The organism is Rhodospirillum centenum SW, from assembly GCF_000016185.1.
GTDB lineage: Bacteria > Pseudomonadota > Alphaproteobacteria > Azospirillales > Azospirillaceae > Rhodocista > Rhodocista centena.
Genome location: NC_011420.2, coordinates 2,417,311 through 2,436,260 on the forward strand (window position 1 = coordinate 2,417,311; position 18,950 = coordinate 2,436,260).

22 protein-coding genes are annotated in these 18,950 nt (G+C 72.9%); 13 read left to right on the top strand and 9 right to left on the bottom strand.

Annotation, left to right across the window (positions count from 1 at the left end; translation table 11 throughout):
* Positions 1 to 12: 12 nt before the first annotated feature.
* Together RC1_RS20150 and RC1_RS11230 are read left to right on the top strand one after the other, a co-directional pair.
* Complete coding sequence (locus tag RC1_RS20150) at positions 13 to 957, top strand: OmpA family protein (RefSeq protein ID WP_012567512.1); 945 nt, start codon at positions 13 to 15, stop codon at positions 955 to 957.
* The gene (locus RC1_RS11230; protein WP_012567513.1) at positions 954 to 2,408 is read left to right on the top strand and encodes an EH signature domain-containing protein; all 1,455 of its coding nucleotides are present in this window, start codon (positions 954 to 956) and stop codon (positions 2,406 to 2,408) included. Before RC1_RS20150 ends, RC1_RS11230 begins: the two co-directional genes overlap by 4 nt.
* Before the next feature lie 40 nt (positions 2,409 to 2,448).
* On the opposite strand, the gene RC1_RS11235 is transcribed toward RC1_RS11230, so the two are convergent.
* The 3 genes from RC1_RS11235 to RC1_RS20800 form a co-directional block, all read right to left on the bottom strand.
* The gene (locus RC1_RS11235) at positions 2,449 to 3,048 is read right to left on the bottom strand and encodes a hypothetical protein (RefSeq protein WP_012567514.1); all 600 of its coding nucleotides are present in this window, start codon (positions 3,046 to 3,048) and stop codon (positions 2,449 to 2,451) included.
* 76 nt (positions 3,049 to 3,124) lie between these two features.
* On the bottom strand, positions 3,125 to 3,604 hold the full coding sequence (locus RC1_RS11240; protein WP_012567515.1) for a thermonuclease family protein: 480 nt from the start codon (positions 3,602 to 3,604) through the stop codon (positions 3,125 to 3,127).
* Positions 3,605 to 3,781: 177 nt separating this feature from the next.
* Entirely contained in the window at positions 3,782 to 3,994 is a 213-nt protein-coding gene (locus RC1_RS20800) for a DUF1674 domain-containing protein (protein ID WP_083759435.1), read from the bottom strand.
* A gap of 117 nt (positions 3,995 to 4,111) precedes the next feature.
* Here RC1_RS20800 and htpX point away from each other — a divergent pair, with 117 nt between their 5' ends.
* Together htpX and rsmB are read left to right on the top strand one after the other, a co-directional pair.
* The gene (gene htpX / locus RC1_RS11245) at positions 4,112 to 5,140 is read left to right on the top strand and encodes a zinc metalloprotease HtpX (protein ID WP_012567517.1); all 1,029 of its coding nucleotides are present in this window, start codon (positions 4,112 to 4,114) and stop codon (positions 5,138 to 5,140) included.
* Positions 5,141 to 5,244: 104 nt separating this feature from the next.
* Positions 5,245 to 6,588 carry a 16S rRNA (cytosine(967)-C(5))-methyltransferase RsmB gene (gene rsmB / locus RC1_RS11250; RefSeq protein ID WP_012567518.1) on the top strand — a complete coding sequence of 448 codons (1,344 nt, stop codon included), beginning with the start codon at positions 5,245 to 5,247 and terminating at the stop codon, positions 6,586 to 6,588.
* A 23-nt stretch (positions 6,589 to 6,611) separates the two neighbouring features.
* On the opposite strand, the gene rraA is transcribed toward rsmB, so the two are convergent.
* Positions 6,612 to 7,094: a ribonuclease E activity regulator RraA gene (gene rraA / locus RC1_RS11255; protein WP_012567519.1), complete on the bottom strand. Its 483-nt coding sequence runs from the start codon at positions 7,092 to 7,094 to the stop codon at positions 6,612 to 6,614.
* 188 nt (positions 7,095 to 7,282) lie between these two features.
* Between rraA and rpe the strand changes: the two genes are divergently transcribed.
* The 6 genes from rpe (at position 7,283) to RC1_RS11285 (ending at position 12,623) form a co-directional block, all read left to right on the top strand.
* Positions 7,283 to 7,954 (top strand): ribulose-phosphate 3-epimerase, encoded by a 672-nt coding sequence (gene rpe / locus RC1_RS11260; RefSeq protein WP_012567520.1) that lies wholly within the window; start codon positions 7,283 to 7,285, stop codon positions 7,952 to 7,954.
* Positions 7,955 to 7,965: 11 nt separating this feature from the next.
* Positions 7,966 to 9,639: a heparinase II/III family protein gene (locus tag RC1_RS11265; protein WP_012567521.1), complete on the top strand. Its 1,674-nt coding sequence runs from the start codon at positions 7,966 to 7,968 to the stop codon at positions 9,637 to 9,639.
* Positions 9,640 to 9,644: 5 nt separating this feature from the next.
* Positions 9,645 to 11,252, top strand: a complete 1,608-nt coding sequence (gene purH, locus RC1_RS11270) for a bifunctional phosphoribosylaminoimidazolecarboxamide formyltransferase/IMP cyclohydrolase (RefSeq protein WP_012567522.1) — start codon at positions 9,645 to 9,647, stop codon at positions 11,250 to 11,252.
* A gap of 163 nt (positions 11,253 to 11,415) precedes the next feature.
* A complete protein-coding gene (locus RC1_RS11275; RefSeq protein WP_012567523.1) occupies positions 11,416 to 11,754 on the top strand; it encodes a hypothetical protein in 339 nt (112 codons plus the stop codon).
* Between the two features lie 157 nt (positions 11,755 to 11,911).
* Positions 11,912 to 12,142, top strand: coding sequence for a hypothetical protein (locus RC1_RS11280; RefSeq protein ID WP_012567524.1), 231 nt, complete (start codon positions 11,912 to 11,914; stop codon positions 12,140 to 12,142).
* A gap of 181 nt (positions 12,143 to 12,323) precedes the next feature.
* Positions 12,324 to 12,623 carry a hypothetical protein gene (locus RC1_RS11285; RefSeq protein ID WP_012567525.1) on the top strand — a complete coding sequence of 100 codons (300 nt, stop codon included), beginning with the start codon at positions 12,324 to 12,326 and terminating at the stop codon, positions 12,621 to 12,623.
* A gap of 42 nt (positions 12,624 to 12,665) precedes the next feature.
* On the opposite strand, the gene RC1_RS11290 is transcribed toward RC1_RS11285, so the two are convergent.
* The 3 genes from RC1_RS11290 to RC1_RS11300 are packed head-to-tail and all read right to left on the bottom strand — an operon-like array spanning position 12,666 to position 13,769.
* Positions 12,666 to 13,034, bottom strand: a complete 369-nt coding sequence (locus tag RC1_RS11290; RefSeq protein WP_012567526.1) for a Rieske (2Fe-2S) protein — start codon at positions 13,032 to 13,034, stop codon at positions 12,666 to 12,668.
* 10 nt (positions 13,035 to 13,044) lie between these two features.
* Positions 13,045 to 13,458 carry an EVE domain-containing protein gene (locus tag RC1_RS11295; protein ID WP_012567527.1) on the bottom strand — a complete coding sequence of 138 codons (414 nt, stop codon included), beginning with the start codon at positions 13,456 to 13,458 and terminating at the stop codon, positions 13,045 to 13,047.
* Between the two features lie 26 nt (positions 13,459 to 13,484).
* Positions 13,485 to 13,769 (bottom strand): YciI family protein, encoded by a 285-nt coding sequence (locus tag RC1_RS11300; RefSeq protein WP_012567528.1) that lies wholly within the window; start codon positions 13,767 to 13,769, stop codon positions 13,485 to 13,487.
* Between the two features lie 161 nt (positions 13,770 to 13,930).
* On the opposite strand from RC1_RS11300, the gene RC1_RS20155 reads away from it, so the two are divergent.
* Both RC1_RS20155 and RC1_RS20160 read left to right on the top strand, forming a co-directional pair.
* A complete protein-coding gene (locus RC1_RS20155) occupies positions 13,931 to 14,980 on the top strand; it encodes a BON domain-containing protein (RefSeq protein WP_012567529.1) in 1,050 nt (349 codons plus the stop codon).
* A gap of 119 nt (positions 14,981 to 15,099) precedes the next feature.
* Positions 15,100 to 15,711: an ATP-dependent Clp protease proteolytic subunit gene (locus RC1_RS20160; RefSeq protein WP_184446461.1), complete on the top strand. Its 612-nt coding sequence runs from the start codon at positions 15,100 to 15,102 to the stop codon at positions 15,709 to 15,711.
* A 1-nt stretch (position 15,712) separates the two neighbouring features.
* On the opposite strand, the gene RC1_RS11315 is transcribed toward RC1_RS20160, so the two are convergent.
* Both RC1_RS11315 and tsaD read right to left on the bottom strand, forming a co-directional pair.
* A complete protein-coding gene (locus RC1_RS11315; protein WP_012567531.1) occupies positions 15,713 to 16,714 on the bottom strand; it encodes an NAD(P)H-dependent glycerol-3-phosphate dehydrogenase in 1,002 nt (333 codons plus the stop codon).
* Positions 16,715 to 16,811: 97 nt separating this feature from the next.
* On the bottom strand, positions 16,812 to 17,891 hold the full coding sequence (gene tsaD, locus RC1_RS11320) for a tRNA (adenosine(37)-N6)-threonylcarbamoyltransferase complex transferase subunit TsaD (protein ID WP_041785318.1): 1,080 nt from the start codon (positions 17,889 to 17,891) through the stop codon (positions 16,812 to 16,814).
* Between the two features lie 80 nt (positions 17,892 to 17,971).
* Between tsaD and hemC the strand changes: the two genes are divergently transcribed.
* Positions 17,972 to 18,943 (top strand): hydroxymethylbilane synthase, encoded by a 972-nt coding sequence (gene hemC, locus RC1_RS11325; protein WP_012567533.1) that lies wholly within the window; start codon positions 17,972 to 17,974, stop codon positions 18,941 to 18,943.
* Positions 18,944 to 18,950 lie beyond the last annotated feature (7 nt).

An 18,950-nucleotide genomic window follows, 5' to 3' on the forward strand; every position in this document is an offset into this window, starting at 1 on the left:
GGAAGGTGATGCATGGCGATGGTCACCGGCCCGGATGAGGAAACCGAAGAGGGGTACTTCGCCTCCATCAGCGACCTCATGATCGGCATCCTGTTCATATTCCTGCTGATGCTGACCGTGTTCGCCCTGAATTTCCGCAATGCGGAGGAGAAGGTCGTCGATCTGTCCCGTTACGAGGAGGTCGTGAACGAGGCCCGCCGCCTGACGGAAGAGGCGGCGAAGCAGAAGCAGGAGAACGAGGAACTGCGCCGGCTGCTGACCCAGGCGGTGGCCCAGCTTGAGCGCGACATCGAGAGTCGCCGGAGCATGCGCAACCAGATGCTGCAGTCCCTGGAGGCGAGCCTGGACAGGCAGGGTGTACGGGTGACCCTCGATCCGGAATCGGGTATTCTGCGTCTGTCGGGCGACCTGCTGTTCGAAACCGGCAAGGCCGTCTACCGGGAAGAGGCGGACCGGACGGTCAAGGTCATGGCCGACATCCTGGGAAGCGTGCTTCCCTGTTTCGCGGAAGGTGCGTCGGTGGCGTGCCCGGGTGAGAGGATGCCGATACTGGAAGCCGTTCTGGTCGAGGGCCATACGGACCGCCAGCCGTTCCGCAACGTGCCGCCCGCCCAGTCGCAGGCGCTGAACGACCGGCTGTCCACGGAACGCGCCCTGGCCGTCTTCCAGAGCCTGCGCGAGACCAGCCCGGTGCTGGAGACGCTGCGCAACCCGAGCGGCCAGCCGCTTCTGGGCGTTTCCGGCTACGGCGAGCGCCGCCCCCTGCCCGAGGCGCAGGGGACGACGGAGGAGGATTACCGCCGGAACCGCCGGATCGACCTCCGCTTCGTCCTGTCCTCCCGCACCTCCGACGAGCTGGAGCGGCTGCGCGGTCGCATCCATGACGTTCTCGGCCCGGACCAGGAAGGTCAGGGCCAGGACCATCAGGGCCAGGATCATCAGGGGAAGACGCCATGAGCCTCATGCGTGAGGCCCTGATCTCCTTGCAGGCGACGGCTGGCCGGTTGCCTCACTACGCGATGCTGCCCGATATGCCGGAGAGCGGCCGGCTGGTCACGGCCCTGGCCGGCGCCAACGCCGCCCCGGCGCCGCCGGGCGACGACATGCTGGCCGCGGTGCGCCGGCGTCTGCTGGAGGCGGCGCGCGGCCCCGGCGGGGTGGCGGCGGCGGCGCCGCGGGACCTCTGCGATGCGCCCTGGCTGATGTGGGGCGGCCTGGACCCGCTGGCCGGGCTGAACGGCCTGCTGGAAGCCGTGCTGGACGTCTGCAACCGCCGCAACCGGGCCCGCCGCACCCTGATCGAGGCGTGGATCCGCAACTTCTCCTACGACATGCCCCGGATCGCGGAGGCCGGCAACGGCATCCGGCGCCTGATCACGGCGGCCCGCCGGCCCCGGCTGGAGCCCTGGCGGGACGCGGACGCCTGGTGCCGGCTGTTCGACGCGGCGGACGGCCCCCGCACCCTGGCGCGCTGGATCGTCCTGACCGACGAGCCGGTGGACACCCTGCTGGGCCGCGCCTGCCTGGACGATCCGATGCGCGCCAGTTCCGGCTATGCGCGGACGATCCAGGCCGAGGTGCTGTCCCTGGTCCCCGACCATCTGGCCGGCCCCGCGGGCGCCCAGCGGGTCGCCCGGGTGGCGGATTTCCTGGCCCCCGGCGACAGCCTGCGCTTCGACGAGCCGGAGAGCCGCGGCCAGATCGTCCGCAGCCTGATGGCACCCTGGCTGACCGGGCGGTCCGGGCTGGAGGAGCCGACCCGTGCGGCGGTGCAGAAGTTCCTCCTGGCCCGGCTCGGCGATCCGCGCACCCGTCCCGGCCAGTGGGTCCGTGCGGGCGAGGATGCCGTCGCGCTGATGGAGACATGGCTGTCCCGCGCGGCGCTGGGCGCCTTCTTCGATCTTGTCGGGGAACAGAACCACGATCCGGACTGGCGCTACCGCGAAGCCTTCTGGTCGGCCTGCATGGAGGCCGGCGGCATCGACGACGCCTGGCTGGCGCTGGGCCGGACCGTCCGCCGCTCGGCCCCCGCCCTGCACCATCTGAAGGGCGCCTATGGCGAACTGGTCGGCCCTGGCTTTCACGGCGACCAGACGGTGCTGCTGCTGCGCGTCCGCGACACCGTCTTCTGCGAATGGAGCCATGCCGGGAAGCTGCGGGCCTGGCCGGCCGAGGGGGAGGACGCCCCACGGCTGCACCGCGCGAGCTATACCCGTCCCGACCTGACGGCGCCGTGCCTGCCCTTCCCGCCGAACAAGCGCCACTGGGCACGCGGCAGTTCGGACGGCAACGGCCTCAGCCATGTCGGTTCGGAATCCAGCCGCTGGCAGGGCAGCGTCGCCCGGCTGCTGGAGGAGCGGGCGGGCATCGCGCTCACCGCTGCCGACTGGATGCCGGGCCGGGCCTGACGCCCGGGACCCGACGCTCAGGGGGCGGCGACGGCCGCGGTCAGCCGGGCGGTGCCCCTGCCGGGGCCGGGGCCGCACCGGGGATGCTGCCGGGCAGCGTGTCGAAGCCGCTGGGGAAGAGCTGCTTGATCACATCGGCGACCAGGAAGCGGAAGCTGGCCTGCTCCGGACGCAGTTCGCCGGCGATGCGGTCCGCCGCCGTGCTCAGCACCGTGCCGCTCTCGCACAGGGCGGCCGTGACATGGTTGGTCGTCCCCAGATCGTCGAAGCGGGGGGCCTGCGGCGCCTGATCGTCCGGCGTCGCCGCCACACCGTCGCACAGCCGCGCGGCCTCCACCGGCTCGGGGCCATGGAAGACCATCACCAGCCGGTAGTCGGCCTCCGGCCGGTAGGCGGACGATTTGGTGAAGTTGCGCTGCGGGTCGGCAAGCGGCTCCGGCAGCGCCGCCGCGATGCGCCGGCCGAATTCCTCGGCCGCGACGCCGTCGGGCAGCCGGCCGCGAACCTCCAGCACGAAGCCCATGTCCGGGGCCGGCAGTTCCAGGGCGGGGGCAGCCGGGGCGGGCTGCGCTGCGGCCGGGGAGGCCAGCATCACCAGCAGAACCGCCGTGAGCAGCCGGAAGGGACGTCGGGACATCATGCCGGAAGAACGCCCCGCCCCGGACCATGTTCCCCCGCCGCGGCGAGCGGTCGCGGCGGCAGCCCTCGCCCCGGGGTCAGGGCCGCTGTGCCACCTCGCACCAGCCGGCACGGGCGCCACCGGAATAGGGCCGGGCGTAACCGGCGCCGATCAGGGTCTCCGCCACGTCCGTACCGTCGGGCAGCAGCACCCGTGCCCGCACCCGGCCGCCGTACTTGTCGTAGTCCACGTCGCGCAGCAGGACGCGGGAGCGGTCCCGCTGCACCAGCCGGCGCAGCATCTCATGGGCGGCGCGGGCCATCTCCTTCTCGCGCTCGCACTTGCCGCGGATCTCCGGCGTGTCGATGCCATCCAGCCGGACACGGGTCTGCAGTTCCTGATCCAGCCAGACCTTGACCCGGACGGACAGCGTATCGCCGTCCACCACCTCCAGCACCTCCGCGGCGACGGGACCGGGCAGCCCCTCCCCCCGCGCCACGGCGCCCGCGGGCAGGAGGGCGGCGAGCAGGGCCAGCATCGGCAGACGGACAAGGGGGTGGCGGAGCGGACGGGACACGGACAGCGCACGGGCGGAGTTGCGGGGACAGCAGTCTAGCGTGGGCAAGGGCGGCGACAAAGCCCTTTTGGGGACCCAATTCCTAAAGCAGCGTTAATATCAGGCAAAATAGCTCTGAAACCGCAGCGCTTAGGCGATAAATACTAGTGTACGGTGCAGGGACGGGAGGCTCCACCCTCAGAAGTCGGAGCAGCGGCCCTTGCTTTCCCAGTCGCCGTAGCGGGTGGGTTCGGGACCGGCGGGGCCGCCGATCTCCCCGGGCGGTTGCGCCGGGCGGCGGTTCCCCACCCCGGGCACGGCGGGAACGGCGTCGGCAGAAGGGGGGGACACCGCGGCGGCGGGCTCGGCCGCCGGCGCAGGCGTGGTCGGCTGGGGGGGCACCTGGCTCATGCCCCCCATATGGCATGCCCCCACGGCACCGCCAAGTCTTGACGCTGTTCCCAGCGCGTTCCCATCTCTAGGCGTGACGGGGCCGACGGGGCCCCTTCGCCAAGGAAGTTTCAAGCCATGAACGGCTATTTCCGCACCGCGATCCTTCTGGCCGGCCTCACCGGCCTGTTCCTGGCGGTCGGCTACATGATCGGCGGGCAGGGCGGCATGATGATCGCCCTGCTGATCGGCCTCGGCACCAACCTGTTCGCCTACTGGAATTCGGACAAGGTGGTGCTGCGCATGTACAACGCGCGGCAGGTGGACGAGCGCAGCGCGCCGCAGTTCTACGGCATGATCCGGGATCTGGCGGCCCGCGCGGGTCTGCCCATGCCGAAGGTCTACATCATCGAGAATCCGCAGCCGAACGCCTTCGCCACCGGCCGCAATCCGGAGAACGCGGCCGTCGCGGCCACCACCGGCCTGCTGAACCAGCTCACCCCGGAGGAAGTCGCCGGGGTCATGGCGCACGAGCTGGCGCATGTGAAGAACCGCGACACCCTGATCATGACGATCACGGCGACCCTGGCCGGTGCGCTGTCCATGCTGGCGAACTTCGGCCTGTTCTTCGGCGGCGGCGACAACCGCAACAACCCGCTGGGCGCGGTCGGCACCATCCTGATGGTGATCCTGGCGCCGATGGCGGCCATGCTGGTGCAGATGGCGATCAGCCGCAGCCGCGAGTACGAGGCGGACCGCATCGGGGCCGAGATCTGCGGCAACCCGACCTGGCTGGCGAACGCGCTGGAGGGCATCCAGCGGGCAGCCGGGCGGACGGTGAACGTGCAGGCGGAGAACAACCCCGCCACGGCGCACATGTTCATCATCAACCCGCTGCACGCGCGCAGCGTGGACAGCCTGTTCTCCACCCACCCGCGGACGGAGGAGCGCATCCGCCTGCTCCGCGCCATGGCGGCGGGCGGCGGTGCGTCCCGCGGCTCCGGCGGCTGGAGCGCCGATGCCGGCGCCCGCAGCGTCTGGACCGGCGCCGCGACGGTCCCGTCCTCTGCCCCTCCCTCTGCCCCGGGCCGCCGCGGCAGCGTCCCGAGCACCGGCCCCGGCGGCGGCCCCGGTTCCGGCGGGACACCGCGGGGTCCCTGGGCCTGACCCGGCCCGCCCCTGACCGGAGGACCGCCCTTCGCCGGACTGCACCTCGCCAGACTGCGCGTGCTCCATCGACAAGAGCCTTCGGGGGCGCTAAACCGCCCCCGATGACCGATCATCCGCACGACCATGACGCCGGGACGCCCGCTGGCGGACCACCGCCGGACGGTGAACCGCTGGCCGCCCGCGCCGCCGCCCTCGACCTGATCCAGGCCACCCTGCGCAAGGGCGTCCCCTTCGACGACGCGCTGGAGGCGAACCGTGGCGTGCGCGCGCTGGAGCCGCGCGACCGCGGCTTCGTCCGCCTGCTCTGCGCCACCGTGTTCCGCCGGCTGGGCCAGCTCGACGCCCTGGTGCAGGGCGCGCTCGCCAAGCCGGGTCAGCCGGTGAAGGGACCGGTGCAGGACATCCTGCGCCTGGGCGCCGCCCAGCTCCTGTTCCTGGGCACCCCGGCGCACGCCGCCGTGGACACCAGCGTCGAACTGGCGGTGGCGCGCGGGCAGACGCCCTACAAGGGGCTGGTCAACGCCGTGCTGCGCCGGCTGTCGCGGGAGGGCGCGGGCCTGCTGGCCGCGCAGGACGCCGGCCGGCTGAACACGCCCGACTGGCTCTGGCTGGCCTGGCGGCAGGCCTACGGCACCGGCGCCACCCGCGCCATCGTGGAGGCGCATCTGGCGGAGCCGCCGCTGGACATCACCGTGCGCGCCGATGCGGACCTCTGGGCAGAACGGCTGGGAGCCGAACGGCTGCCCGGCGGCAGCCTGCGCCTGCCGGCCGGCGGTCCTGTCACGGAACTGCCCGGCTTCGCCGAAGGGGCCTGGTGGGTGCAGGACGCGGCCGCCGCCATCCCGGCGCGGCTGTTCGGCGACGTGGCCGGGCGGGAGGTGCTGGACCTGTGCGCCGCGCCCGGCGGCAAGACGGCCCAGCTCGCCGCCGCCGGCGCCCGCGTCACCGCCGTGGACCGGTCGGAGAAGCGGCTGGAGCGGCTGCGCGAGAACCTCGCCCGGCTGGGGCTGGAGGTGGAAACGGTGGCGGCCGACGCCACGGCCTGGAGCCCCGACGCCCCGGTGGACGCCGTGCTGCTGGACGCGCCCTGCTCCGCCACCGGCACGATCCGGCGGCACCCGGACGTGCAGCGGCTGAAGACGGAAGAGGACGTGGCCAAGCTGGCCCGCGTGCAGGCCCGCCTGCTGATCCGCGCGGCCGACATGCTGAAGCCCGGCGGACTGCTGGTCTACGCGACCTGCTCCTTGCAGCCCGAGGAGGGCGAGCGGCAGGTGGAGGCGCTGCTGGCGAGGCGGCCCGATCTGGTCCGCGTGCCGGTGGACCCGGCCGAGCTGGGCGGGCTGGCCGGAGCGGTCACCGCCGCGGGCGACGTCCGCACCACGCCGGGCCTGATCCCCGGCGGGATGGACGGGTTCTTCGCCGCGCGACTGCGCCGGACCGGCTGAGGCACCCGCCCCTCACCTGCGCGTCAGTCGTGCAGCCGGCGCGGCGCCACCACCACGCCGTCGGCGTCGCTGTAGAGCCAGTGGCCGGGCGTGAAGGTGCAGCCGCCGAAGGCGACGGGCCGGTCCGCCTCCCCCGCCCCGGTCTTCGTGCTCTTGCGCGGGTTGCTGCCCAGCGCCTTCAGCCCGATGTCCAGGCCGCCGATGGCCTCGCTGTCGCGGATGGCGCCGTGGACGACGATGCCGGCCCAGCCGTTCTTCACGCCCAGCCCGGCGATGAGGTCGCCGACCAGCGCCGTGCGCAGGCTGCCGCCGCCGTCCACCACCAGCACCGCGCCGTCGCCCGGCGTGGAGAGGAGGGACTTCAGCAGCGCGTTGTCCTGGTGGCAGCGCACCGTGCGGATCGGGCCGTGGAAGGCGGCGCGGCCGCCATAGCTGCGGAACTGCGTCTCGCAGCTTTCCAGGATGTCCTCGTGGCTGTCGAACAGGTCGGCGGTCGCTATGGCCATGGCTCTCTCCGCTGGGGGACTCCGGTCCGGGGCCGCAGGATCGTCCGGCCGCAGCCCGGGCGCAAGAGACCTGGACGCAAGAGACCCGGGCGAGAGGGAGGGCCGGAACCGCCCGCCAGCCCTGCGTCCGGTCGGGGTCACCCTTGCCGCACCTTGCGGGCGGGCGCCGGTCTTGCTACGAACCGCCCATGCCGCAGCAACCCGTCCGAATCGCTCCGTCGATCCTGTCCGCCGACTTCGCCCGGCTGGGCGAAGAGGTGCGCGCCGTGGACGCGGCCGGGGCCGACTACATCCATGTGGACGTGATGGACGGCCACTTCGTGCCGAACATCACCCTGGGTCCGGGCATCGTGAAGGCGCTGCGCCCCCATTCGGCGAAGGTCTTCGACGTCCACCTGATGATCGCGCCGGTCGATCCCTACGTGGTCGCCTTCGCGGAGGCCGGGGCGGACATCATCAGCTTCCATCCCGAGGCCGGTCCGCATCCGCACCGCACGGTGCAGCTCATCCGCTCGCTGGGCAAGCGGCCGGGCATCGTGCTGAACCCGCACACGCCCGTGGCCATGGTGGACTACCTGCTGGACGATGTGGACCTCGTCCTGGTCATGTCCGTCAACCCCGGCTTCGGCGGGCAGAGCTTCATCGCCTCCCAGCTCCGCAAGATCGCGGATCTGCGCCGGCGCATCGACGCCTCGGGCCGCACGGTCGATCTGGAGGTGGACGGCGGCATCAACGTCACGACCGCCCGGCAGGCGGTGGAGGCCGGTGCCGACGTTCTGGTCGCCGGCACGGCGACCTTCCAGGGCGGCCCCGCAGCCTACGGCGCCAACATCCGCCGGCTGCGCGGCGGCAGCGACTGACGGGAGCCGTCATGCCCGGAGCGAAGGCCCAGGCGGGGACACGGCATCGCCGCTTCAGGGCCGGCGGTCGCGGCTGGCTGTACGGCAGCCCGCTCTGGCGCATGCTGGCCCTGTCCGGGCGCAGCCCGGGCGGGCTGGAGGCGGTGCCGGTCGACCCCTGGCCCGGCGACGCCGCCCTGGGCGCTGCCCTGCTGGACAACCGCTTCCCCTTCGCCGGGCAGACGCTGCACGGCGCCGTGCCGCCCTGGCTGGCGCCCGACGCCTCCGCCGCGTGGCTGGCGGAGATGCACGGCTTCGACTGGCTGCGCCACCTGCGCGCCATCGGCGGCGATGCCGGCCGGCGGCAGGCGCGCGCCCTGGTCAGCCACTGGCTGGAGACGCAGGCGCGCTGGCATCCCGTGGCCTGGGCGCCGGACGTCACGGGCCAGCGCATCGCCGCCTGGATCGGCATGCACGACTTCTTCCTGGCCAGCGCGGACGACGCGCTGCGCGCCCAGGTCTTCGACAGTCTGGCCCGGCAGGTCCGCCATCTGACCCGCGTGCTGCCGGGCGGGGTCAAGGGCATGGCCCTGATCGCCGGGATCAAGGGGCTGGCCTTCGGCGGGCTGTGCCTGCCCGACCAGCGCAAGGCCGCGGCCCGGATGCGCTGGCTGCTGGAGCGGGAGCTGCCGCGGCAGGTGATGCCGGACGGCTGCCATGTCGAACGCTCCCCCGCCGTGCAGCTCCAGGTGCTGCGCCACCTGATCGACATCCGCGGCTGCTGCCGCGCCGCCCGGGCGGAGGTGTCGCCGGCGTTGCAGCACGCCATCGACCGGATGACCCCGTCCTTGCGCTTCTTCCGCCACGGCGACGGCGGGCTGGCCCTGTTCAACGACAGCCAGGAAGGCGACCCCGGCACCATCGACACGGTGCTGGGACAGGCGGATGCCCGCGGCCGGCCGTTGCGCTCGGCCCCGCACATCGGCTTCGAGCGGCTGACCGTCGGCCGCACCTGGGTGCTGATGGATGCGGGGGCGCCACCGCCGCACGGGCTGGACGCCGGGGCCCATGCCGGCACCCTGTCCTTCGAGATGAGCGTCGGCCGCGAGCGGCTGGTGGTGAACTGCGGCGCCCATCCGTCGGGCGACGGGCTCTGGCGGGCCGCGCTGGCGGCGACGGCGGCGCATTCCACCCTGACGGTGGAGGACACCAATTCCGCCGCCGTGCTGCCCGAGGGCGGGCTGGGCCGCCGGCCCGGCCGGGTCGAGGCGCACCGGACGGAGACGCTGGACAGCGTCCTGGTCGAGGCGAGCCACGACGGCTACCGCGAGCCGCACGGCCTGCTGCACCGGCGCCGCCTGTACCTGACCGCCGGCGGCGACGACCTGCGCGGCGAGGATGTGCTGGAAGGGGCGGGCGGCAAGACCTTCGCCGTGCGCTTCCACCTGCACCCCGAGGTCCAGGCCGGCCTGCTCCAGGGCGGCAGCGGCGCGCTGCTGCGCCTGCCGTCGGGCCAGGGCTGGCGCCTGCGCACGGCCGGCGGCACGCTGGAGATCGCCGACAGCATCTATCTGGGCGCCGGGGCGGAACCGCGCCGGACCGTCCAGCTCATCCTGCGCGGCACCACCGTACCGGGCACCACCACCGTCAAATGGGCCATCCGCCGGGAGAAGCGGGCGGACGGCACCGATCCCACCGAAGGCTGAAATCCATGTCCCCGACCCCGCAGCACACCAGTTCCCCCGATCTCGTCCCCGTGGCGCGCGCCCTGATCTCCGTCTCCGACAAGACGGGTCTGGTCGATCTCGGCAAGGCGCTGGCCGCCCGCGGGGTGGAGATCCTGTCCACCGGCGGCTCGGCCAAGGCGCTGCTGGAGGCCGGCGTGCCGGTGGTCGAGGTCGGCGCCCATACCGGCTTCCCGGAGATGATGGACGGCCGGGTGAAGACCCTGCACCCCCGCATCCATGGCGGCATCCTGGCCCGGCGCGACCTGGACAGCCACACCCGGGCGATGGACGAGCACGACATCCCCGGCATCGATCTGGTGGTGGTGAACCTCTACCCGTTCGAGGCGACGGTGGCGCAGGGGGCGGACTTCGCCACCTGCATCGAGAACATCGACATCGGCGGCCCCTCGCTGATCCGCGGTGCCGCGAAGAATCACGATTTCGTCGCCATCGTCACCGACCCGTCCGACTATGCCGAGCTGCTGGCCCAGCTCGATGCGGGCGACGGCCGGACGACGCTGGCGTTCCGCCGCCGGCTGGCGGCCAAGGCCTATGCCCGCACCGGCGCCTATGACAGCGCCATCGCCGCCTGGTTCGCCGGCCAGCTCGGCGAGGAGTATCCCCACCGCATCGGCTTCTCCGGCGAGCTGAAGCAGACCCTGCGCTACGGCGAGAACCCGCACCAGACGGCCGCCTTCTACACCAACGGCGAGACCCGGCCGGGCGTCGCCACGGCGGCCCAGCTCCAGGGCAAGGAGCTGAGCTACAACAACCTGAACGACACCGACGCCGCCTTCGAGCTGGTGGCCGAGTTCGAGCGCCCGGCCATCGCCATCATCAAGCACGCCAACCCCTGCGGCGTGGCCGAGGGGACGGACCTGCACGACGCCTACGCCAGGGCCCTGGCCTGCGATCCCGTCTCGGCCTTCGGCGGCATCATCGCCTGCAACCGCACGCTGGACGCCGCCACGGCGGAGGAGATCGCGAAGCTGTTCGCCGAGGTGGTGATCGCCCCCGACGCCGACGAGGGCGCGCGCCGGGTGCTGGCCGCCAAGAAGAACCTGCGCGTGCTGCTGACCGGCGCCATGCCGGACCCGGCGGCGGCGGGACTGTCCGTGAAGTCCCTGTCCGGCGGCTATCTGGTGCAGACCCGCGACAACGGCCGCATCGCCGCCGCCGACCTGAAGGTGGTGACGAAGCGTGTCCCGACCGCGGCGGAACTGGCCGATCTGGTCTTCGCCTTCCGCGTCGCCAAGCATGTGAAGTCGAACGCCATCGTCTATGCCAAGGGGGCCGCCACCGTCGGCATCGGCGCCGGGCAGATGAGCCGGGTGGACAGCTCCCGCATCGCCGCCTGGAAGTCGGCGGATGCGGCCACCGCGGCCGGCCTGCCCGAACCCGGCACGCGCGGCAGCGTCGTCGCCTCGGACGCCTTCTTCCCCTTCGCCGACGGGCTGATCGCGGCGGCCGAGGCCGGGGTGACGGCGGTGATCCAGCCGGGCGGCAGCGTCCGCGATGCCGAGGTGATCGCCGCCGCCGACGAGCGCGGGCTGGCGATGGTCTTCACGGGCATGCGCCACTTCCGGCACTGAGCCCCCGCGGGACACCGAGCCCTGCCGGACCAAGGGGCGGCCGCGACGGACGCGGCCCCCCCCTTGGTCCGGGGCCTGTCCGCCGTCTTCCTGTGACAACGGACACAGGACAGCCGGTATCGGTATGCTATACAGGACCAGTCTTCAGTTCCGGAGCCGATCCATGCCGGCCGACATGCCCCGTCCGTCGCCCTGCCCCCGCTCTGCCGCGCCCCGGGACCCCGCTGCCCGCCGCCGCAACAACCGCCGCGCCCTGACCGGGCTGGCCCTGCTGCTGGGGCTGGGCCTGATCTCCCGCTACGGGCTGATCGTGGAACTGTCCGCCGACGTGCGCCAGGACGGCGTCACCGCCGTGGCGGGCGAGGCCGGCCGGCAGCTCACCGCCGGGCTGATGATCGCCAGCGACCTGACCGGCGATGCCGTGGCCTGGACCGGCGAGATGCTCACCCTCGACCTCTGCAACCGCTTCCTGCTCCGCTTCGAGCTGACGCCCTGGCGCTGAGCCTTGCGGCCTGTGCATCGGCACACGCCAAGGGTTGCGCGTCGGAATCCCGGTGCCCTTAAGTATAAGCAGGGAGAAGGGGGTTGCATGCGATCTGCGTGCTTCCCATCCTTTTCGCGTTCCGGTATGTCCCGGTAGGGCATTGGAGTAGTCCGCCATGAGCAAGTTTTCCGCTTTCGACACGCTGGTGGCGTGCCTGGACGAGCCGGTGCGGGAGACCCCTGTCCGCAGTTTCCGGGAGATCGAGCGGCTGCGCTATCTGCGGCAATGCGAGGAACTGGGCATCGACGCCGAGATCGGCATGCGCAGCCCGCTGGAATTCGCCCTGGCCGTCATCGGCCATCGCCCGGGCGGTGGAAATTTGAAAGTTCGTAAAGCCGGTAAATGAATCCCTGATGCGTCCGCCAAGACCAGGCTTGAAAACCCGACGCCCCTCTCTGGAGACAGCCGGACCGGGCCAAGTGGACGCCCTGTACGCAAGGCGAGCGCATACCATGGTAAACAGTTTGCGCTTTACAACGCTCCCCGGCCCGTCAGAATGCGAGCCCCGAGAAGCCACGGGCTCCAGGATGGCATTTGAGACGGACAAGGAACTGCTGACAGCGCTGGACCACGCCGCCGCCGAGATCGAGGCCCTCGATCCGGAAGGGGCGGACCGGCTGCGCTATTATCTCCAGTGCGCCGAACTGGGCATCGACCCGCTGCTGGGACGGGTCAGCCCGGTCGTCTTCGCGCAGGAGGTGGTGGACCGTCTGGGCCGGGCGGCGGACGCTGCCGACGGCGAGACCGACGGCAGCGGAAACGACAGCGGTGGAAACGACAACGGCGGAAACTGCGGCGGAAACGGCAGCGGCCGGTCGCTGCACTGACCCCGCGTCCCCCCTGGCCGCCCCCGGGCCCCCGGGCGCGGATCAGCCCTTCGCTGTCGCCCCGTCGGTATCCGTCACGACCACCGCCCCGTCCACCAGGGCGACCGGCACCGGCGTCAGGCTGCGCCCGGCACAGGGTCCGTGGACGCAGAACCCGTCTTCCACCCGGAAACGTGCGCCATGGGTCGCGCAGTGCAGGAAGGTCCCGTCCGGGCTCATGAAACGGTCCGGCTGCCAGTCCAGCGGCAGGCCCACATGGGGGCAAGAATTGACGTAGGCGAAGACCCGCCCGCCGCGCCGGGCCACCAGGAGGCGGCGCTGCGCGGTGCCGCTGTCAGCGGGACCGTCGGTCGTGAAGCCGCGGGCCTGCCCGTCGGGGATGTCCGCCAGCCGGCACAGCCGCACGGGCACCCCCTCGCTTTCAGGCCGTGATGCCCGCCAGCGCGCAGACCCGGTCCCACTGCTCGGGCGTGACGGCCGAGACGGACAGGCGCGACTGGCGGACGAGCTGCATCTGCGACAGGAGCGGGTCCTCCTTCATCTGCTTCAGCGTGACGGGCACCCGCACCGGCAGCACCGGGGCCAGGTCCACCATGCCGAAACGGCCGCTCCCGTCGGAAGGGTCGGGGTAGTATTCGCGCACCACCTCAGCCACGCCGACGATCTCCAGCCCCTCGTTGGAGTGGTAGAAGAAGGCCCGGTCGCCCACCCGCATGGCCTTCAGGTTGTTGGCGGCCTGATGGTTGCGCACCCCGTCCCAATGGGTCCGGCCGTCGGCGACGAACCTGTCCCAGGAATATTTGAACGGCTCCGACTTCACCAGCCAGTGGGCCATCCGCATCCTCCTCCCGTCCGTCGGGCTCAGTCCCTGGGGAAGACCTTGCGCCAGGGCCGGATGCTCGTGCTGGCGAACAGCCCGGCCCGGGCATAGGGGTCGGCGGCGGCGAAGGCTTCCACCTCCGCCCGGTCGGCGAAGTCCAGGATCAGCAGGCTGCCGACCGGCGTGGCCCCGTCGTCGGACAGGATCGGGCCGGCGGCGATCACGCGGTCGGCCACCGTGTCGATGTGGGCGAGGTGCGCCGGGCGGTTCGCGGCGCGGATCTCCAGGCTGCCGGGCCTGTCGAGGCATTCCAGGATGAAGGGCATCGGTCGGGTCTCCTCATGTCCGGGCGCGACACTATCGCGGCGGCGCGGACGGATAAAGGGGCTGCGGTGCCGGGCGGAACCGGGACGCCGGCCCCCTGTTGGCGGGACTGCATGCCGGGGGCCCGGACGCCGCCCGGCGCCAACACGGGAGAGAAGTCACCATGGCCGACTACGACGATCGCTACCGGAGCGACACCTACCGCCGCGACGAGGAGCGGTCCCGCCGCGGCGGCGACTATGGCGGCCGCGACTACGGGGGCCGGAACTATTCGGGCAGCAGCGGCCTGGGCGACCGCGACCCGCGGGACCATGACCGCGGCCGCCGCGACCTGGGCGACTACGGCCGCGCGATGCGCGACGACATGCGGACCTTCCGCGATGACCGGGGCAGCGGCGGCTACGGCGCCTGGGAGGACCGCGACTACGGCCGGAACGAGGGCCGCGACGACCAGACCGGGCGCGGCTACGGCTCCCGCGACGACCGCATGCGGGACTACTACGGCGCCCGCGGCACCTATTCCGGACTTGAGGACCGGCGCGGCGGCTATGGCGAGCGCTACGGCCGCGAGTCCGGCGGCTACAACTACGCGGGCGGCCGCAGCGACTCCTACGGCGAGGGCGGGCGCGGCTGGCGCGGCGGTGCCGCGGAGGACCGCGGCTTCTTCTCCCGCGCGGGTGACGAGATCGCTTCCTGGTTCGGCAGCGACGAGGCCGAGCGCCGCCGCGAGCGCGACGCCCATGCCGGGGACGAGGGCGCCCAGCACCATCGCGGCCGCGGCCCGCGCAACTATACCCGCTCGGACAGCCGCATCGTGGAGGACGTCAACGACCGGCTGACCGACGATTTCCGGCTGGACGCCTCGGACATCGACGTCAGCGCGGAGAACGGCGAGGTCACCCTGTCCGGCCATGTCAACAGCCGCCAGGACAAGCGCCGGGCGGAGGATCTGGCCGAGTCCGTCTCAGGCGTGCGCCATGTGCAGAACAACCTGCGCGTCCGCGACCGCAGTTCCTGGGCGGAGGGGATGACCACCTCCGGCGGGCGGGTCGGCTCGGCGGACGCGGCGACCACCCCCGGCAGCAGGACGGGCAGCAGCGCGGCGGGAACCGGCACGGCGGGCAGCAGCGGCACGACCGCAACCGGCACGACCGGCAGCGGCGTGGGCGCCGGCGGCTCGGGCGGGCTCGGCAGCACCTCGACGACGCGCTGACCCCCGGCACGGCCCCGGCGGGAGGGAGAGTGCCGGTCTTCACGGCCCCTTAACGGCTGCGGGGGTGGGATGGGACCCAGCCCGTCCCCCAGCCCGTCCCCGCAGTGGATGCCCCGGCCGTGCATTCCCCCCGCCCTGCCCGCCCCGCCGACCAGCCCCTGCCACCGGAGGCGGGCCGGCGCGGCCTCGTGCCGGAGGCCCATGTCACCTTCCTGCGGGCGGTGACGAACGACAGCGTCTGCGCCCTGCTGGCCGCCTGCCAGACGCTGATGGGCGAAGGGGTGGAGCACATCCACCTGGGCATCGGCAGCGGCGGCGGCGGCATCGTCGCCGGGCTCGCGGCGTTCAACCAGCTCCGCGGCCTGCCGCTGCGTTTCACCACCTACAATCTGGGCAGCGTGGACAGCGTGGCGATCCTGCCCTTCCTGCTGGGCCGGGAGCGGGTGGCCGATCCCTGGTCCACCTTCCTGTTCCACGGGGTGAGCTGGGCCTTCGCCGCGAACGGCGAGGTGGCGCCCTCGCAGGTGGCCGACGCGCACGCCTGCATCGCCAGCCACGAGCGGGTGCTGTCCGGCATCACCGCCGCCTGCACCGGCCTGCCGCTGGAGGATGTCCGGCGGATGCGCGCCGCCTCCACCATCGTCGCGGCGGAGGAGGCGGTCGCGCTCGGCATCGCCAGCCGGACCGGCGGCTTCACGGTGCCGCGCGGCGGCCGCTGGTGGGTGGTCTGACTCAGACCCCCTCGGCCCTGAACGGGCGGGTCAGCAGCGCCTCGATCACCGAGTCGAGGTCGGCGCCGTGGTTCAGGATGGCGTCCACCGCCTGGCAGATGGGCATGTCCACGCCGCGCTGGACCGCCAGTTCCACCACGGCGCGGGCGGTATAGACGCCTTCCGCCACGCTGCGGCGCTCGCCCAGCACCTCGGCCAGCCGGCGGCCCTGGCCCAGGGCGGCGCCCAGGCTCATGTTGCGCGACTGCAGGGACGAGCAGGTGAGCGTCAGGTCGCCCAGGCCGGACAGGCCCATCAGCGTCTCCGCCCGCGCGCCCAGCGCCAGCCCCAGCCGCGCGATCTCCGCCAGCCCGCGGGTGATCAGGGCGGCGCGGGCATTGTCGCCCAGCCGGCGGCCCTCGACGACGCCGCAGGCGATGGCCAGCACGTTCTTCACGGCGCCGCCGACCTGCGCACCGACCAGATCGTCCGACAGGTAGGGCCGCAGGCTGCGGCCGCCCAGCGCGTCCACCAGGGCGCGGCCGACCGCGGCGTCGGCACAGGCCAGCGTCACCGCGGTGGGCAGCCCGGCCGCCACCTCCGCCGCGAAAGTCGGGCCGGAGAGCACGGCCAGCGGGTTGTCCGGCAGTTCGGCCTGCGCCGCGTCCGTCATCAGGCAGCCGGTGTCCAGCTCGATGCCCTTGGCGCAGATCACCACCGGCACGGTGCCGTCCAGCACCGGCGCCAGGGCGCGGCAGGCGGCACGCAGATGCTGCGCCGGCGTCACCAGCAGCAGCGCGTCCGCGGCCGCGGCCTCCTCCAGGTCGCCGGTCGCACGGATCGCCGGGTCCAGCGCCACGCCGGGCAGGAAGGGCCTGTTCTCGTGGCTGGCGTTGACGCCCTCCACCACCTCGGGCTCGCGCGCCCAGAGCACGACCTCGCGCCCGGCCCGGCCGGCCGCCATGGCCAGCGCCGTGCCCCACGCCCCCGCCCCGATCACTCCGATCCGCTGCATGCCTCGCATCCCCTTGCTTTCGGCCCCACGCTTAGCGCGGAGGCCGAGAACGCGCAACGAAGTGCGGCAAGGCGCGCCTCACCAAGCCGCGCATGCGCCGGGCGTACTACGCCTTCGCCCCGGCGAACGGCGCCTTCGCCGCGGTCGGGTCCAGCGGCCAGCGCGGCCGCGGCGCGAAGTCCAGCGGGTCGGTCAGGCCCAGGCGCAGCCGCTCCACCCCGGCCCAGGCGATCATGGCCGCGTTGTCCGTGCAGAGCCCCAGCGGCGGCGCCACGAAGTCCAGCCCGGTGTCGGCCGCCAGCGCCGACAGCCGCGCCCGCAGATAGCGGTTGGCCGCCACGCCGCCGGCCACCACCAGCGCCCTGCCGTCCGGATGCAGGGCGCGGAAGCGGCCGATGGCGCGGCCGCAGCGGTCCACCAGACTGTCGCCGACGGCGCGGTGGAAGGCGGCGGCGAGGTCGGCCACGTCCTCGGGCGCAGGCGCGCCGCCCAGCGTCTCCGCATGGCGGCGCACCGCCGTCTTCAGGCCGGAGAAGCTGAAGTCGCAGTCCGGCCGCCCCTTCATCGGCACCGGCAGATCGAACCGGCCGGGGTCGCGCGCGGCCTGCGCCGCCTTTTCCATCAGCGGGCCGCCGGGATAGCCCAGGCCCAGCAGCTTGGCCGACTTGTCGAACGCCTCGCCCACCGCGTCGTCTATGGTGGTGCCCAGCCGGCGGTAGCGCCCCACCCCCTCCACCGCCAGCAACTGGCAGTGCCCGCCGCTGACCAGCAGCAGCAGATAGGGAAACGCCACGCCGTCCGTCAGCCGCGCCGTCAGCGCGTGGCCCTCCAGATGGTTGACGGCGATGAAGGGCAGGCCGCGCACCGCGCAGATCGCCTTCGCCGTCATCACCCCGACCATCACCCCGCCGATCAGGCCGGGACCGGCCGTGGCGGCGACACCGTCCAGCCCGTCCAGCCCGACGCCCGACTGGTCCAGGGCGCGGCGGACCAGCCCGTCGAGATGGTGCAGGTGCGCCCGCGCCGCGATCTCCGGCACGACGCCGCCGTAAGGGGCGTGGTCGTCGAGCTGCGACAGAACGACGCTGGACAGGATGGTGCCGTCACCGGCCACGACGGCGGCGGCGGTTTCATCGCAGCTCGTCTCTATGCCGAGCACGACGGGGCTTTGCGGAACGGTGGTCATGGCCGCGGAACCTAGTGCCGCGACACTTCGACGGCAAGGGAGGCTTCCCAGCGGACGCGAACGGCGATATTGAGAGCGCCATGAAACAGCCCCTCCGCATCGGGACGCGCGGCAGCCCCTTGGCGCTGGCGCAGGCCCACGAGACCCGCCGCCGTCTGGCCGAAGCCCACCCGCATCTGGCCGAGCCGGATGCGATCGAGATCGTGGTCATCAAGACCACGGGCGACCGCATCCTGGACCGGACCCTGATGGAAGCAGGGGGCAAGGGCCTGTTCACCAAGGAGATCGAGGAGGCCCTGCAGGCCGAGACGATCGACCTGGCGGTCCATTCCATGAAGGACGTGCCGACCTGGCGCCAGACCGGGCTCCAGCTCACGGCCATGCTCCCGCGTGAGGATCCGCGCGACGCCTGGTTCTGCCGTCATGGCTGCGGCCTGGACGAGCTGCCGGCCGGTGCGGTCGTCGGCACCGCCAGCCTGCGCCGGCAGGCCCAGATCCTGGCCCGCCGGCCGGACCTGAAGGTCGTGCCCTTCCGCGGCAACGTGCAGACCCGCATGACCAAGCTGGCCGAGGGGCAGGTGGACGCCACCCTGCTGGCGCTGGCCGGCCTGCGCCGGCTGGGGCTGGTCGAGCACATGACCGCGGCGATCGAGACCGACGTGATGCTGCCCGCCGTGGCGCAGGGCGCCATCGGCATCGAGACGCGGGCGGCCGACGATGTGACCAACGCCCTGGTCGCGGCGCTGAACCATGCCGAGACGATGACCCGGGTGACGGCCGAACGCGGCGTGCTGGCCACGCTGGACGGCTCCTGCCGCACCCCGATCGCGGCGCTGGCGGAGCTGCCGGGCGACGGCAGCCTGACGCTGTCCGCCCTGGTCATCCGGCCGAACGGCCAGGAGTTCTACCGGACCGAGCGGCGCGGCGATCCGGACGACGCGGAGGCCATGGGCATCGACGCCGGCCAGGAGCTGAAGGCGAAGCTGCCGCCGGACTTCTTTGCGGTGTCGGGCGCCATCGAGGGGCCGGCCGGCCCCGGCTCGGCGATCTGACAGGGGG

Bases quoted from the DNA above. Each gene is read 5' to 3' on its own strand.
- RC1_RS20150 (WP_012567512.1), top strand. From the start codon at position 13: ATGGCGATGGTCACCGGCCCGGATGAGGAAACCGAAGAGGGGTACTTC.
- RC1_RS11230 (WP_012567513.1), top strand. From the start codon at position 954: ATGAGCCTCATGCGTGAGGCCCTGATCTCCTTGCAGGCGACGGCTGGC.
- RC1_RS11235 (WP_012567514.1), bottom strand. From the start codon at position 3,048: ATGATGTCCCGACGTCCCTTCCGGCTGCTCACGGCGGTTCTGCTGGTG.
- RC1_RS20800 (WP_083759435.1), bottom strand. From the start codon at position 3,994: ATGAGCCAGGTGCCCCCCCAGCCGACCACGCCTGCGCCGGCGGCCGAG.
- htpX (WP_012567517.1), top strand. From the start codon at position 4,112: ATGAACGGCTATTTCCGCACCGCGATCCTTCTGGCCGGCCTCACCGGC.
- rsmB (WP_012567518.1), top strand. From the start codon at position 5,245: ATGACCGATCATCCGCACGACCATGACGCCGGGACGCCCGCTGGCGGA.
- rraA (WP_012567519.1), bottom strand. From the start codon at position 7,094: ATGGCCATAGCGACCGCCGACCTGTTCGACAGCCACGAGGACATCCTG.
- rpe (WP_012567520.1), top strand. From the start codon at position 7,283: ATGCCGCAGCAACCCGTCCGAATCGCTCCGTCGATCCTGTCCGCCGAC.
- RC1_RS11265 (WP_012567521.1), top strand. From the start codon at position 7,966: ATGCCCGGAGCGAAGGCCCAGGCGGGGACACGGCATCGCCGCTTCAGG.
- purH (WP_012567522.1), top strand. From the start codon at position 9,645: ATGTCCCCGACCCCGCAGCACACCAGTTCCCCCGATCTCGTCCCCGTG.
- RC1_RS11275 (WP_012567523.1), top strand. From the start codon at position 11,416: ATGCCGGCCGACATGCCCCGTCCGTCGCCCTGCCCCCGCTCTGCCGCG.
- RC1_RS11280 (WP_012567524.1), top strand. From the start codon at position 11,912: ATGAGCAAGTTTTCCGCTTTCGACACGCTGGTGGCGTGCCTGGACGAG.
- RC1_RS11285 (WP_012567525.1), top strand. From the start codon at position 12,324: ATGGCATTTGAGACGGACAAGGAACTGCTGACAGCGCTGGACCACGCC.
- RC1_RS11295 (WP_012567527.1), bottom strand. From the start codon at position 13,458: ATGGCCCACTGGCTGGTGAAGTCGGAGCCGTTCAAATATTCCTGGGAC.
- RC1_RS11300 (WP_012567528.1), bottom strand. From the start codon at position 13,769: ATGCCCTTCATCCTGGAATGCCTCGACAGGCCCGGCAGCCTGGAGATC.
- RC1_RS20155 (WP_012567529.1), top strand. From the start codon at position 13,931: ATGGCCGACTACGACGATCGCTACCGGAGCGACACCTACCGCCGCGAC.
- RC1_RS11315 (WP_012567531.1), bottom strand. From the start codon at position 16,714: ATGCGAGGCATGCAGCGGATCGGAGTGATCGGGGCGGGGGCGTGGGGC.
- tsaD (WP_041785318.1), bottom strand. From the start codon at position 17,891: ATGACCACCGTTCCGCAAAGCCCCGTCGTGCTCGGCATAGAGACGAGC.
- hemC (WP_012567533.1), top strand. From the start codon at position 17,972: ATGAAACAGCCCCTCCGCATCGGGACGCGCGGCAGCCCCTTGGCGCTG.